The organism is Nitrospirota bacterium (assembly GCA_016212185.1).
GTDB lineage: Bacteria > Nitrospirota > Thermodesulfovibrionia > UBA6902 > DSMQ01 > JACRGX01.
Genome location: JACRGX010000078.1, coordinates 1 through 14,413 on the forward strand (window position 1 = coordinate 1; position 14,413 = coordinate 14,413).

11 protein-coding genes are annotated in these 14,413 nt (G+C 42.0%); 3 read left to right on the forward strand and 8 right to left on the reverse strand.

The window, feature by feature from the left end; genetic code table 11:
* Positions 1-32 precede the first annotated feature (32 nt).
* From hemH to HZA10_09460, 7 genes are all read right to left on the reverse strand, one after another.
* Positions 33-1,133 carry a ferrochelatase gene (gene hemH, locus HZA10_09430; protein MBI5196531.1) on the reverse strand — a complete coding sequence of 367 codons (1,101 nt, stop codon included), beginning with the start codon at positions 1,131-1,133 and terminating at the stop codon, positions 33-35.
* 256 nt (positions 1,134-1,389) lie between these two features.
* Positions 1,390-2,490: a response regulator gene (locus HZA10_09435; protein ID MBI5196532.1), complete on the reverse strand. Its 1,101-nt coding sequence runs from the start codon at positions 2,488-2,490 to the stop codon at positions 1,390-1,392.
* 28 nt (positions 2,491-2,518) lie between these two features.
* A complete protein-coding gene (locus tag HZA10_09440; protein ID MBI5196533.1) occupies positions 2,519-3,829 on the reverse strand; it encodes a diguanylate cyclase in 1,311 nt (436 codons plus the stop codon).
* 187 nt (positions 3,830-4,016) lie between these two features.
* Positions 4,017-4,397 (reverse strand): response regulator, encoded by a 381-nt coding sequence (locus HZA10_09445; protein MBI5196534.1) that lies wholly within the window; start codon positions 4,395-4,397, stop codon positions 4,017-4,019.
* Positions 4,398-4,411: 14 nt separating this feature from the next.
* Positions 4,412-7,870, reverse strand: coding sequence for a GAF domain-containing protein (locus HZA10_09450; protein ID MBI5196535.1), 3,459 nt, complete (start codon positions 7,868-7,870; stop codon positions 4,412-4,414).
* Between the two features lie 42 nt (positions 7,871-7,912).
* Positions 7,913-9,022 (reverse strand): tetratricopeptide repeat protein, encoded by a 1,110-nt coding sequence (locus HZA10_09455; protein MBI5196536.1) that lies wholly within the window; start codon positions 9,020-9,022, stop codon positions 7,913-7,915.
* Positions 9,019-9,552 (reverse strand): lytic transglycosylase domain-containing protein, encoded by a 534-nt coding sequence (locus HZA10_09460; protein MBI5196537.1) that lies wholly within the window; start codon positions 9,550-9,552, stop codon positions 9,019-9,021. Before HZA10_09460 ends, HZA10_09455 begins: the two co-directional genes overlap by 4 nt.
* Positions 9,553-9,706: 154 nt before the next feature.
* On the opposite strand from HZA10_09460, the gene HZA10_09465 reads away from it, so the two are divergent.
* The 3 genes from HZA10_09465 to polA are packed head-to-tail and all read left to right on the forward strand — an operon-like array spanning position 9,707 to position 13,481.
* A complete protein-coding gene (locus HZA10_09465) occupies positions 9,707-10,000 on the forward strand; it encodes a zinc ribbon domain-containing protein (protein ID MBI5196538.1) in 294 nt (97 codons plus the stop codon).
* A 3-nt stretch (positions 10,001-10,003) separates the two neighbouring features.
* Positions 10,004-10,792: a sugar phosphate isomerase/epimerase gene (locus tag HZA10_09470; GenBank protein MBI5196539.1), complete on the forward strand. Its 789-nt coding sequence runs from the start codon at positions 10,004-10,006 to the stop codon at positions 10,790-10,792.
* A 28-nt stretch (positions 10,793-10,820) separates the two neighbouring features.
* A complete protein-coding gene (gene polA / locus HZA10_09475; GenBank protein ID MBI5196540.1) occupies positions 10,821-13,481 on the forward strand; it encodes a DNA polymerase I in 2,661 nt (886 codons plus the stop codon).
* Positions 13,482-13,516: 35 nt separating this feature from the next.
* On the opposite strand, the gene HZA10_09480 is transcribed toward polA, so the two are convergent.
* Entirely contained in the window at positions 13,517-14,188 is a 672-nt protein-coding gene (locus tag HZA10_09480) for a transposase (protein MBI5196541.1), read from the reverse strand.
* Positions 14,189-14,413: the final 225 nt, after the last annotated feature.

Genomic DNA, 14,413 nt, shown 5'->3' on the forward strand with positions numbered 1-14,413 from the left:
GGGGTGATAATATGGTATTTTCACCCTCCCCTTTATCCCCTCCCGTCAAGGGAGGGGAGATTTACTGTTTGATTTATTTTTGTCAGCACAAGCTCTTTAAGTGCATTTATAAATCCTTCAGATGCATTCAAAGACCGGCACCTCTTAAGATTTATGCCGTGCCTCACGGCAAGTTCTTTATAGAGAATATCTATTTCATACAGCGTCTCAATATGGTCTGATACAAAGCTTATCGGCACGACAAATAAATTTTTTATGCCTGCATTTGCCTTTTCTATTATAACTTCCTCTGTCGCCGGACTCAACCATTTGACCGGTCCGCTCTTGCTTTGAAATGAAAGCTGCCATCTGAAATTCGTGATGTGGTAGGGATTACTGGAAAGCCTTTCATTCAGCAGGGTAATTGTTTTTTTAATATGCTCAAGGTAAGGGTCTCCTTCCTGAATAAAACTTTCAGGCAGGCTGTGTGCGCTGTAAAGGATGTCAAAACCACTTTCCCTAAATTCAGATATTCCTTCTGCGACAAGCCCTGCAAGCGCATCAATGTACGGGGGAAAGTCATACCATTGCTCAATGTATTGTATATCTATGGCACTCCCCCCTTTACCCTCCCCCTTGTCGGAGCGACCCTTCGCGGAGACCCGCTTCGGGACGGGGGAGGGGCGGGTGGGGGTGTAAACTTTTGCAATTGTCCTTTTAAGTTCTGCAATTGCAGAGCCTGTTGTTGCCTTTGAATAATGTGGATAAAGGCTAAGCACGATAAGATGTTTGATGCCGTCCTGTAAAATTTTCTCAATTGTATCTTTAATAAACGGATGCCAGTACCGCATGCCGGTGTAGACTTTGAAAGACAAGGATGAAGGTTGAAGATTGAGGGATGAATCATTCAGCGCTTTTTCAAGCGCCTGTGCCTGCGCCGCAGTTATATCAAGTATCGGCGATTTGCCTCCGATGAGGCTGTACATTTCCGCTGTCTTTTTTGCACGGAGGCTTGATATTAATAATGCAATAGGTTTCTGGAGGAGGGATGGACCGAACTTAATAATCTCCCTGTCGGAAAAGAGATTGTAAAGAAAAGGTCTTATGGCTTTTAAAGAATCAGGTCCGCCGAGATTTAAGAGGAAAATACCTATGGTCTCTTTGTTTTCGTTTTTATTATTTTTCACTTCTTAATTTCCTGCTTCTTATTAGTACTGTCCGGTTAAAATTTTAAAGCTCATGACTCTTATAAGTAAAGTAAAAAAGCCGTTTTCTGTCATTCCTGCGAAAGCAGGAATCCAGGGTTTCCCATGAAAATGGGAATCTAATTCCGATGTCTGGATTCCCGCCTGCGCGGGAATGACAACTAATTGAAATTGAAGAATTATTTTACTGGACACTACTATCTTCTTATGGTTCCCGATAGGTCTCAAAAATCTTATTAAATTCATCAGACAATTTTTTAAAGGCCTGAAGCATTTGAGGGTCAAAATGCTCCGGCATGGTCCTTCCGTCGCCCTCTGTTATTATTTTTATAACTTTCTCATGGTCAAAAGCCGGTTTATACGGGCGCACGCTTCTTAAAGCATCATATTGGTCAACGATGTTCATTATCCGCCCCTCTATCGGGATTTCATCACCCTTGAGACCTTTCGGATAACCGCTGCCGTCCCATCTCTCATGATGGGTCAGGGCAATTTTTTCCGCTATCAGCAGAAATTCTGAAATAGAGCCGCGAAGGATGTTGGCGCCTATTGTTGTATGGGTCTTCATGAGCGCAAATTCCTCAGGGTTTAATTTAGCAGGTTTAAGAAGGATGTCCGCCGGGATGCCTACTTTGCCGATATCATGCATGGGAGACGCATAAAAAATACCTTCTATATCCTTCTCCTGCCAGGCGAAATGCCGTGCGATGAGCGAACAATAGTAACTGACTCTCTTGATGTGAAATGCTGTTTCCTCATCTTTATACTCCGCAACGACAGTAAGCCTGCGTATTGTATCAATGTAGCCTGCTTTAACACTTTTATAGGCAATGTCAAGTTTCTTGAGAGTTTCTCTCAACTCCTCTGTCCTTTCTGCTACCTGTTCTTCAAGTATCTTGTTATGATTCTGTAAGAAGTCTTCAAACTCTTTTACCATCAAAAGATTTTTTGTCCTCACCATTAGCTCTGCGTGGTCAACAGGTTTAGCAAGAAAGTCATTCGCACCGACTTCAAGCCCTTTAATCCGTAATTCTCTTTCTGTAAGCGCCGTTACCATTACAACAGGGATATGCTGTGTTTCAGGATTTTCCTTCAGCTTTTTACATGCCTCGTAACCGTCCATCTCAGGCATCATAATATCAAGAAAGATTAAATCAGGGGAGAATGTTTTTACTTTTTCCAGCGCCTCAATACCGTTTTTGGCAGTTTCATAGTCATAGCCGTAATTTTTAAGTATGGCGATCATGAGCCTTATGTTCTTCTCTTCATCATCAACTATGAGGATTTTAGGTTTTTTGTCAGACATCTCTATCTCCTCTATCTATTCAGTAATTTTATGTTAAACCTTTAAATATCTGCACCTGATTGCGTCCTGCATGTTTGGCAGCGTAAAGGGCCTTATCTGCGGCAGTAACAAGTTTTTCATCTGTATCGGCATTGTCAGGAAAGACAGCCAACCCCATACTCACTGTAACCTGTATTGCTTTTTCCTTTGAGACGGGTATCGTAAAAGCCTCTATATCCTTTCTAAGCCGTTCAGCCGCCTCATAGGCTCCCTCACTATTAATGTATGGCAGTATAACAGCTATTTCTTCTCCGCCATAACGGGCTGCAAAGTCAACCGTGCGGATTCCTCTCTTCAATATTGCAGATATGGCTTTCAGGACTTCATCGCCGGCCTGGTGACCATAAGTGTCGTTAACAGCCTTAAAATAGTCTATATCTATCATTATTAGAGAGAAAACACTTTTATATCTTTTAGAGCGTGCTATTTCATCAATTATACGCCTCATAAATTCCCGTTTATTAAAAAGCTCTGTAAGTCCGTCATGAATTGACAAATCCTCAAGTATTTTTTCATGCCTTTCTATTTGTCCAGCCATGATATTAAAAGTTTTCGCCAGATGCCCGAGTTCATCCTTTGTCAATAAGGCAATACGTGACGAAAGATTACCTGCCGCAAACTGATTTGCCCCCTCCTCTAAAGCCCGTATCGGATTAAGAATGGAACGGGATAATGCAATAGCAATTATGACAGAGGCTGCAAGTCCCAGGACTAAAATAACAGCAATAAGCAGCGACACCCTGTTTTTTAAAGCATATGCACGAGATATTTCCTTGTACAGTTCATCGTGAGCAAGCTTAGTTGCCTTTTCAAGATGATCTGCTATCTGATATGTGCGGTTGTCAAGAAGTTTCATATCTTTGGATGCAGCCACATTACCAACCGGATTGTGGAAAGTCAGAAGCCTCTCGCTCATAGCCTTAGCAGTCCACCATTCTTTTTGGGCCGACATAACTAATGATCTCTCTTCCTTTAATCCAAAAGGCATACTGAGGGCAGTTGAAAACGCCTCATCTACCTCCTTGCTGATGCTGTTGAATGTCTGCCGCTCCCCGGTTTCGCCATGTATCAGGTAATCATTGGCAGGCATAGCGGCTTTGAGTATGAGTTTTTGTAAGATTGCAATTGAATTTATCTCATTAACAGCCTCTGTCTTAGCTTCTTCAAAAGAATGAATTACATTCTCAAAAAGGATATAACCGGCTGAAGCAAGCACAGCCATGGGCAGCAGCATTATACTTATGCCTATAACAAACCGTTTTTTAATAGAAGTCTGTAGTGTTAGAATTATCTTTTTCATTCTAATTATACCCTGCGGTCTCTGCCACAGTTCCAAATTTCTGTCATTCCGGCTTGTCCGGAATCTTTCCGGAAGGATTCCCGACGCGCGGAGCCTGTCCCGACTTGTTCGGGGCTTGCGGGAATGACACCAGAAAATAAACATTCAAATAATGGACGCCCTGCGGTCTCTGCCGCAGGGTGCTTTACTAAATGTATTTGCCAATCACTTCTTTAAACTTATTAACATCTATCGGCTTTGGTATGTAATCAACGAAACCCTCAGCGAGAAAGCGTTCCCGGTCCCCTTTCATTGCATAAGAGGTAACTGCGATTACGGGTATTTTTGAGGTGGCAGGGTCGGCGATGAGTGTTTTAAGCGCTGTGATGCCGTCCATTACAGGCATCTGTATATCCATAAGAATCAAGTCAGGGAGTTTTTCTTTTGTAAGCTTAACGCATTGTTCGCCGTCTTCAGCCTCAACTATTTCACAGCCTGAATCCCGGAGTGCAACCTTGAAAAGCTTGCGATTCTTTGCGTCATCATCTGCAATGAGCACTGTTTTTTTGTTTATGTCCGCGTTAGTCATATCAGCACCTTATGTTATATGCTTAATGCTTTTAACAACTCTTCAATAGTTTCTCCATCCTCCATATAAATCACGGTCTTTATAACAGCAGGATGACCATTTTCTTTTAATGCCATGTCTATTCTTGAGGCGGCTTCATCTGTCGTTTCCCGGTCCACATCAAGTAAAATGGCGCAATAGCAATTTAAGTCTTCATGATATGTTAGGATTTCGTGCTTTCTTAAGTGGTCCCTTAATATTTTAACAATAAAGATATAATTTTCAGGTTTTGTCATTTCCGGAAATTTTAATCTCATCAATGCAAACTTGCGGTGAGTCCTCTTATAAAATGAAAAGAATCTTTCAATGTGTATCATAAAGTGTTTCCAGGTAAGGACTTTTGTCAAAGGGTCAATAATTTGCTCAACATGCTGTGCGGTCTTTTGCGGGACTGTAAATGTAAACCTGCTTCCTTTGCCCGGTTCACTTTCCAACCAAAGGGTCCCGCCGTGAGATTTTACAAATTGTTTACACAGATGAAGACCGAGCCCGGTGCCGGCGTGTTTCTTTGATAACGGGGACTCAAGCTGATGGAACGGCTGAAACAGCTTTGTCTGGTCTTCAAGTGAGATGCCGATGCCTGTGTCAATGACAGAAATCTCTATAAAATTACTGTCTGTCTTCCGTGCCTGAACTGTAATTATTCCTTTGTCAGGCGTAAATTTAAATGCATTGCTCAGAAGGTTAAACAGCACCTGTTTGATTTTTCTTTCGTCTGCTGTAATACTGCCAATGCTTTCTTCAACATCAGTTTTAAAATCTATTCTGTGCTTTAATGTTTTTTCTTTAAACATAGCTGCGCTGCTGTCAATAAGTTCTTTCACATCAAAATCGGAAAGTTCAAGCTCCATTTTCCCTGCCTCAACTTTTGATAAATCAAGGATGTCGTTTATCAGCGACAGCAGGTGTGTGCCGCTTTCATAAACATCTGACAAATATTCCTTCTGCTCACTTGTCACGGCGCCTGCCATCCCGTCAATCATTATTTGTGAAAACCCGATAATTGAATTAAGGGGAGTCCTTAATTCGTGGCTCATATTTGCAAGGAAGTCCGATTTTGCCCTATTGGCAGCCTCTGCCAGTTCTTTTGAGATGCGCAAATCGTTTTCGTATTTTTCTCTGACAAGTTCCATTTCAAGCCGTTTGCTCAGAAGCTGATGAAGTATAAGGTCATATTCCGTATAAATATGAGGTGACTTGCTTGATGTAAATAACACACCAAATAATTCATTTCCAATAAAAACAGGTACCCCAAGATATGATACTACTCCATATTTAAGTAAATTAGGGTGATTTTTGAATTCTTCTGATACAGAGGCATCATTAATAACAAGTGGTTTTTTTGTCTCGCATACAATTCCGCAATACACCTCGGCAAGTGGGAAAGGCATCCCCTCTTTAACGCCAGTATTTTTGCTGTCTGCAACTGCATATGCTATCCATTCACTTTTAGTAACCATCCCAACTCCAGCTAAATCTACATCAAGCATTTCAGCAATCTCGCTGAGAATCAGATTTGCAAATTCTTTTGTATTAGCTATTGCAGCAAAACTTAGCTCTGTGAGTTTATGGAGCCTGAATCCATATTGTTCAAGTTCTGCTGTCCTTTCCTTGACCGTCTGCTCAAGCCCTTCATAAAGCCTTGCGTTCTCAATAGAGACAGAAATAATATCAGTGATAGATTTATACAGCGCAATTTCCTTATCAGACAGCTTTACTCCTACTGCTAAATAGAGGCACAGTACTCCTAACAATTTACCCCCTGATTTAAGCGGGAGGATTATGTGTCCGTGCTCTTTTGCGCCGGCGTATCTCTTTGTATGCCTTTCATCCCTGACATTGCTTTCGGATAACAGGACTTCTGCCTTTTCTGCAGTAGCCCCGCAGAGGCATTCTCCATAAGGCACGATTGCACATCCAGTCTTTTGTTCATCCGGAAAATTAAATGATGTAACAAGCCTTAATTCCTTTGTCTTTTCATCAGAAAGGAATATTGCTCCCTTTTTTTCCAGGCTCAGGGTTTTAAGATTTAATATTTCACTCAGGACTGTATTTAGCAAATCTTCAAGTGCAAGTAGTTTGCTTGAGGCATCAGCAATCTTATTCAGCACATCAAGTTCCTCTTTTCTGAGGCGTACATTATTTAAGAGGCTGGCATTGTTTATAGCTAATGCAACAATATTTGCAAAAGACATTGCAAGATTTTCATCCTCCTGAGTAAATGTTTTCCCTTTAAATTTTTCTGTAAGATAAAGCCTGCCGATAACCCTTTTCTGAAGGACAACAGGCACACCAAGAAATGTCTTCATTGCAGGATGTCCTTCGGGAAATCCAACAGATTCAGGGTGTTTTGATATATCATCAATACGGATTGGCTTACCCTCTTTTACAAGATAGCCCAGTAGCCCTCTATGAGGAAGGCCATATTTTCTTAGCAAGTCTTCAACCATTTTTTCGTCTATGCCTGAAACAATAAAATATTCATATCCCTCTTTCTCACCTAAAATTCCCATTGCAGCATATTGGCAACCTACTAACTGGTGGGCATTATCCACTATTTTTTTCAGAAGTGCATTCACGTCAAGTTCGCTCATGATGTTTTTTGAAATCTCATGAAGGGCGGAGATGTTTTTAAGGTTTTTAATTTTTTCATCAAAAGATTCGTTAAGGACCTGAGCCATGTGGTTGAATGTATTGCAAAGCTCTCCTATCTCATCGCTCGTTTTTATTTCAGCCCTGACATCAAAATCACCTTTTTCAATCTCTAATGCTTTGTCTCGGAGCTGCTTTATCGGCATCACAATAGTCTGTCGTATAAAAATAATGACAGGGATGACAGTCAACATAAAAAATCCGATGATAAAAAACTCTAAATTTTCAAAATCCCTAATTTCTTTTTCATAATGCATGTCAAGGGATTCTACGAGCCTGTCTACCTTATCTACATATGGGGCAACCCTGGATTTGTAGGACTCAAGCAGTTGTTCAGCTTCTTTCTTTGGAACATCCGGTTGAATCTCAAGCACTTTCAGAAGAATGGGTTTGCAGATAGCAGTCCAGTCATTGGCAATATCATTAAAAAGGACTAATGAAGCTTCGGAGTGGTGTCCGATGGGATTGATGTTGAATTTTCTGTTGCCGTTCCTTAAATCTGTTATTAAATTGTCAACATCATTAATCTTGTGCCTGAATTCAATCAACGGGGACTCTCTTTGCCGGCTGGTTTTTGGGTGCAGTTGTTCTACGGATTCATCGGCTAACAATGCAAGTTGGTAAATATGATATCGTATCTGTCCTACAAAATTTATTCTTGAGGCTTCGCCTTTCATGTGCTGTGTAAAGCTGAAACTCGTATATACAAAAATGGTTATGAAAGTGAGGAATACAAGGTTTATAAAGATTAATTTTCCGATAAGGGATTTAAATTTAAGCATTTCAGCAGAGCGCTCCTTTATGTAAGTGTATCACAAAAAAGCTTATTTTCTGCTCTTTAACTTCTCACTCAGCAGTTCTATTCTTTGCCCCACCATTTTTTTCGTATCGGCATCTACAGAACTGAAAGAGGAAATGTTTTTATATGTTTTCAGCGCCTCTTCTGTTTTATCCTGTTTTTCATATATCCTTGCAATGCCCAAAAAGCCGTTTGCATTTCCCATGCGTGCCAGCTTGGAATAATATTCAAAAGCCTTCTGATACTCCCCTTGTTTTTCATAAAGCACTGCAAGGTTCATAGATGCTGTCTGGTTGTCAGGCTCTATTGTCAAAGCCTTGTTAAGACTGGTTTCTGCGGCAGTGATGTTGTCAACCCTTGCATATGCAACTCCAATGTTAATAAGGGCAGGGACATAGTCTTTCTTTAACTCAAGCGCCATCTGTGAATATTTTATTGACTCGTGGACCAGCCCCATGTTCAGCAAAATATAAGCTGTATTATTTATCACTCCGAAGTTGTTCCTGTCCGTTTCCAGTATTTTTTTGTAGTAGGCAAGCGCCTTTGGATAATCTTTCCTGCTTTCATAATCTTTGGCAATATAAAGAAAGGCATTTTTTTGAGGCAGACTTACGGATTTTTCTACAGCGCTGTCTTCAGAGCGCGCTGCCTGCGGCTGGACGGCAGGCTTGGGTTTTACTGCCGGCGCAGGAGAGGGTTTTTCTTTTTTCGCAATTCGGGCAGTCACACGGCTTTCTGTTTTTTCAGGTTTTTCCACTATTGCGCCGCTTTTTCCCTTTGCAGTTTTTTCTGTTTCGGTAATGTTTTTCTCTATCTCTTTTTCGGCTTTTGTCTCAGGCCTGCTTTCAGGAGCTTCGGCAGTTGTTTGAGGCTGAACCGGTTTAGGAACTTGTGCTGTTATGCGTTGGGATTTCTGCACCGAAATGGTTTTTTTAACGGAAGGTGCAACAATGGACTGCAAAAGATATACCGCTAATATGCCGGAGATTACAACTGCGCCAAACAGCGCTGAATACAAAACAATCTTTTTTTTGTGGGCAGATTCCTTTGCAATGATGTCCTTAAGATTAGGCGTAATTTCCCGTTTAGTCTGCTGTTGTTTGACCTTTGAAAGCAAGTCGGCAAGCAGGCTCACCGTATCTCCATATCTGCCTCTGATTTGTCCCTTACGCTGAAGAAAAATGATGAGTCAGGACTTTTAGGCTGTATCTTTAGTTCAGGGTTCTGTTTCTTGTTTTTCATCTTTGAGCCTTCAGCTTTTAGGATATTATAAATCTTCCATGAATATTTCACCTTCTTATGCAGGCTTACTGCATTATAACAGCCGATTGCCTCCCATGTATATCCATATCTGTCAAAACATTTATTCAGGATATTTGCGCCTGTTTTAAGGTTGTAGCACGGGTCAGACAAAAGCAGGCCTGAGTCAAGGCGCATGCTTTTAATCCATGAGGAGTTTATCTGCATCAAGCCGAGATCCTGAGAGCCGTCGGCGTTTATGTTTACCGCCAGTGGGTTTAAGTTGGACTCGGTCTTGCTGATTGTACGGAGGAGATCGGGGTTTATGCCGTAAATGTCTCCTGCCTCTTCATAGCAGAAGGCAGATATACCGGAGGGCAGGGCAAATAATAAAACTGTAAGGGTTAAAGCAATTTTAATCCCCATTTCTTATATTATAGTTAATAATAAAGGTGTCTGCCTCTATGTGTCAAATTTTTTCAAATACGAGGCATTTTCGTCTTGTTATAGATAACATTAATATGCTACAATTACTATTTAAATTCAAATACCTGACACAACACATCCGGAGGTTTTTGAGATGCCTGTTTATGAATATGAATGCAGAAAATGCGGCGGCCGTTTGGAAGTCACGCAGAAAATGTCAGACCCCGCTCTTTCAGAGTGTGGGAAATGCGGAGGAAGCCTGAAGAGGCTTATTACCGCAACCTCATTTGTCCTTAAGGGCTCGGGCTGGTATGCGACAGACTACCCGTCTGCCGACAGGAAAAAAGCCTTTGAGGAGTGTAAGACGTCATGTCCCGCGAAAGAAACAAAGACCGGAGCCTCATGCCCCGGAGCCGGCTGTAAGAAAGAAGAGGCGCTTAAAGCATAGTCAATGACTCATAGAGCGGTAAAGCCCCATGTCCACGTCCCTTACGACAGCATAGACAACTACCTTGAGTTCATCAAAGAGGAAAAACTGAACCTTGAAATCTATTTTGGTTCAAGACGCTTTGATGATTTAGATGAATCCGCCATCAGAAGGCTGAAGCAAAAACTTGACTACAATCCCGAACTCACCATTCATGCGCCGTTTATGGACCTGTCTCCCGGGGCGGTTGATTCAAAAGTCAGGGATGTGACAATCAGAAGATTCACGGACATCATCCGATTCTCTGAAATCTTAAAGCCCAGGGCGGTTGTCTTTCATTCAGGCTATGACAAATGGAAATACGACAGCAGGGTGGATATATGGCTTGAAGGGAGCCTTATTACATGGGGGGTTGTCAACAAGATGGCGTCAGACGCAGGAATTAAAATAGCGATAGAAAATATTTTTGAGAAGGAGCCGTCAAGCCTGAGGCTTCTGATGGAAGAGATGAATTCCGGCAATTTCGGTATCTGCTTTGACGCAGGGCATTTTAATCTTTTTTCAGAGACGCCTTTGCAGGAGTGGATTTCCGCGCTGAAGCCTTACATCATTGAACTGCATCTGCATGACAATGACAGGACAGCGGATTTGCACCATGCGATCGGGGACGGCACCTTTGACTTTGAACTTTTATTTGAAGGGCTTTCCGGAAGAGAATGTATTTATACCATTGAATCGCATACTATAGAAGATGTCAGAAAAAGCATGCTTAGACTGAATGACTACCTTTGCTCTGACACTTTAATACTCTGACACTCTGATACTTTGACACTTAAATAATATGCCTACCCTTTATCTCATAGACGGCAATTCCCATTTCTACCGGGCCTTTTACGCAATAAAAGGGCTGACTAATTCAAAGGGCTTTCCTACGAATGCAATTTACGGCTTTATCAACATGCTTTTAAAAATCCTGCGCGAAAAAAAACCTGATTACATCAGCGTTGTTTTTGACACGCCTGCGCCGACTGTAAGGCACAAGATGTATGTTGAGTACAAAGCCCACAGGCCCAAGATGCCCGAAGAACTGCAGGTGCAGATACCGTACATTAAGGGAATAATCAGCGCATTTAATATCCCCATGCTTCAAATGGAGGGCTATGAGGCTGATGACATAATCGCAACTATTGCAAAAAGGGCAGAGGCGGAGAATGAAGAAATTGACGTTTACATCGTGACTTCGGATAAAGATATCAACCAGATATTAAGTCGCAGAATTAAGACCTACGATACAATGAAAGATAAAATAACAGAGGAAAAGGATGTTATTGAACGATTTAAGGTTGAGCCTGAGAGGCTTCCCGAGATCATGGCGCTGACAGGCGACAAGGCTGATAATATTCCGGGAGTGCCCGGCATCGGGGAAAAAACCGCAGTCGGGCTTATCAAGGAATTTGGAACCCTTGACGGACTCATGCAGAATTATTCAAAGATTAAGAGAACCGAGCTCAGGGAACTGATTTCCAAACATATGGAGGACATAAAGCTCAGCCGCACCCTTGCAAAGATTGACTCTGATGTTCCTGTGTCCGTATCAATGCCGGAGCTGAAATTGAAGGAACCTGACTGGACACGCCTGCTTAGATTTTTCAAGGATTTTGAGTTCGGCAGCCTGCTTAAGCTTATTCCTGCAGGAGAGGCTTTTACCGAAACAGATGTGACCGTCTTAAAAGAAGAGGATTTAGCGAAATTTATAAATACAATTAAACAGCAGCCTGAAATAATCCTTGATACCGAGACCACAAGCATATCCCCGGTGCAGGCTGAACTTGTTGGAATGTCTTTTTCAATAAATACAGACACGGCTTATTACCTGCCCCTTGCACATTCATATTTAGGGACGCCGCGGCAGATGCCTAAAATGAAAACCCTTGCTGAATTAAGGATGATACTTGAGAATCCGGAGATTAAAAAAACAGGACACAACATAAAATACGACCTCATTGTTTTAAGAAATGAAAAGATAGATTTGAAAGGCCTTGCATTTGACACGATGCTTGCTTCTTACCTGCTTAATCCCAATAAGACAAATCACGATATTGAAGACCTGACCATGTCATATCTCGGGTATAAAAAACTTTCCTATAATGATATCACTGAAAAGGGCAAAAAAAACTTCCGTGAGGTCTCTGTTGAGGATGCGGCAAGATATTCAGGAGGCGGTGCCGCGGCGACCCTGAGGCTGAAAAATCTGCTTGCCCCTGAGATAGAAAAAGAGGGGCTTTCGGAATTATTTTACGGCGTTGAGATGCCGCTGATAGAGGTGCTTGCGGACATGGAAACAGCAGGCATAAAGATTGATGCGGCATTGATGAATGATTTTTCAAAAGAGCTTGAGAGGGATATTGCAGGTATTGAAAAGAGGATATTCTTCCTTGCGGGCGGGGAATTTAATATCAATTCGCCCAAACAGCTTCAGGAGATACTGTTTGAAAAGTTAGGGCTGAGGACAATAAAAAAAACCAAGACCGGATTTTCAACTGATGTTGATGTGCTTGAGGAGCTTGCGCTTGAGCATGAACTGCCTCAGGAAATACTTGAGCATAGGTCCTTGTCCAAGCTTAAGGGCACATATGTGGACGCCCTGCCGGTGATTGTCAATCCTGCAACAGGCAGAGTACATACAACTTTCAACCAGACTATTACTGCAACCGGAAGGCTCAGCAGTTCAAATCCCAATCTCCAGAACATCCCGGTGAGGGGAGAGTGGGGAAGGCGGATAAGAGCAGCGTTCATAGCAGAGGGTGGGAAACAGCTTCTGTCATCCGATTATTCCCAGATAGAGCTCCGCATACTTGCACATTTAAGCCGGGATGAAGGAATGATGGAGGTGTTTAAAAATGACGGGGATATCCATATGAGGACTGCATGTGAATTATTCGGCATTGCGCCTGAAGGCGTAACTCCTGAAATAAGACGCAGGGCCAAGGTTGTTAATTTCGGAATAGTCTACGGCATGAGCCCCTTTGGATTAAGCCGGGAGCTCGGCATCCGCCCTGATGAGGCAAAGGTTTATATTGATACATATTTTACAAGGCACGGCGGAGTTAAAAAATATCTTGAAGCAAAAATCACCGAGGCGGAGGAAACCGGCAGTGTGAAGACCATATTCAAGCGTAAAAGGCAGATTCCCGAGATCAGAAGCGCAAATAAAAACACAAGACAGCTCGGAGAGAGATTTGCGATAAATACGCCGGTGCAGGGCTCTGCGGCAGACATCATCAAGCTGTCAATGATAAATATTTGGAAGAGACTTAAGAAAGAAGGACTGAAAACAAAAATGCTTCTTCAGGTGCATGACGAACTTTTATTTGAGGTTCCGGCAGAAGAGAAGGAGAGGGTACAGGCGCTTGTAAAAGAGGAAATGGAAAACGCAGTAAGGCTCGACGTTCCGGTTAAAGTTGACATCGGGATAGGCAAAAACTGGGCCGAGGCGCACTAAAAAACAAAAAAGTTTACATAAAATAGGGACAGCGCCTATTTATTTTCCTGCTTCCGGGGCCTTCCCCAAGGTAGTGGAGCTAAACGCCTCCCTGTTATGTCTTCTACCTTTAGTAAAAATTTATCGTCTCCGCATGGGCGGCCAGTTTTAGTATTCTTCCGAATATCCTTAATTAAAGATGCTTCTTCCTTCTCTCTTAAATACTTTGACCAGTCTTTAATTTCATCGGTAAGATAACAGCCCTCAGAGAGGAACGAATCAGAAATCTTTTTTATGTGACTAAGTGCGCTGGACCACTGATATTCCTCTGCCTGTTTTGTAATTAGAGCCCTGACGGGATTATTTTCAACATACCGTACGCCTGCATAAAGATGTCTTTCATCAAGCGCGCATGAAAAAAAGCGCCCCTGCCAGAGATGACCGGTTGTTTTATTTCTCATATTGATATGCTGAGAATATCTCATATGGAGGGTATTGAATGTCTTTGCAAGAGAATCCGGCTTCATTGGCACTGCTATGAAATGCACATGATTATTCATGAGGCAATATGCCCAGATTTTTACTGAGTATTTTTCAGTATAAATTTTGAGCCAGTACAAATACCGCACAAAATCATCCCTGTGCTCAAAAACAGATTGACGGTAATTACCGCGTTGGGTGATATGGTGTGGATAATTAACTGCTACGGCGCGTGCTATTCTCGGCATGGATTTAAGAATAACTAACTTGACTCTTTATGTCAATAAAAATAGGCGCTGTCCCTATTTTAAAGAACATTTCAAAAACCTCATCACACTGCACAGCCGAAAAAGCGTCCTGTGCCTCGCATTGACTCCAGCGTTTGGATACTAATTAAGGCCTCCAACATCATACTGCAATGCAGTATGATGTTATATCTAAAAAAACATTTAAAAGGAGGAGGCCTGTATGAA

Excerpts from the sequence above, each read along its gene's own strand:
- HZA10_09435 (MBI5196532.1), bottom strand. The coding sequence starts at position 2,490 with ATGTCTGACAAAAAACCTAAAATCCTCATAGTTGATGATGAAGAGAAG.
- HZA10_09440 (MBI5196533.1), bottom strand. The coding sequence starts at position 3,829 with ATGAAAAAGATAATTCTAACACTACAGACTTCTATTAAAAAACGGTTT.
- HZA10_09445 (MBI5196534.1), bottom strand. The coding sequence starts at position 4,397 with ATGACTAACGCGGACATAAACAAAAAAACAGTGCTCATTGCAGATGAT.
- HZA10_09450 (MBI5196535.1), bottom strand. The coding sequence starts at position 7,870 with ATGCTTAAATTTAAATCCCTTATCGGAAAATTAATCTTTATAAACCTT.
- HZA10_09460 (MBI5196537.1), bottom strand. The coding sequence starts at position 9,552 with ATGGGGATTAAAATTGCTTTAACCCTTACAGTTTTATTATTTGCCCTG.
- HZA10_09465 (MBI5196538.1), top strand. The coding sequence starts at position 9,707 with ATGCCTGTTTATGAATATGAATGCAGAAAATGCGGCGGCCGTTTGGAA.
- HZA10_09470 (MBI5196539.1), top strand. The coding sequence starts at position 10,004 with ATGACTCATAGAGCGGTAAAGCCCCATGTCCACGTCCCTTACGACAGC.
- polA (MBI5196540.1), top strand. The coding sequence starts at position 10,821 with ATGCCTACCCTTTATCTCATAGACGGCAATTCCCATTTCTACCGGGCC.
- HZA10_09480 (MBI5196541.1), bottom strand. The coding sequence starts at position 14,188 with ATGCCGAGAATAGCACGCGCCGTAGCAGTTAATTATCCACACCATATC.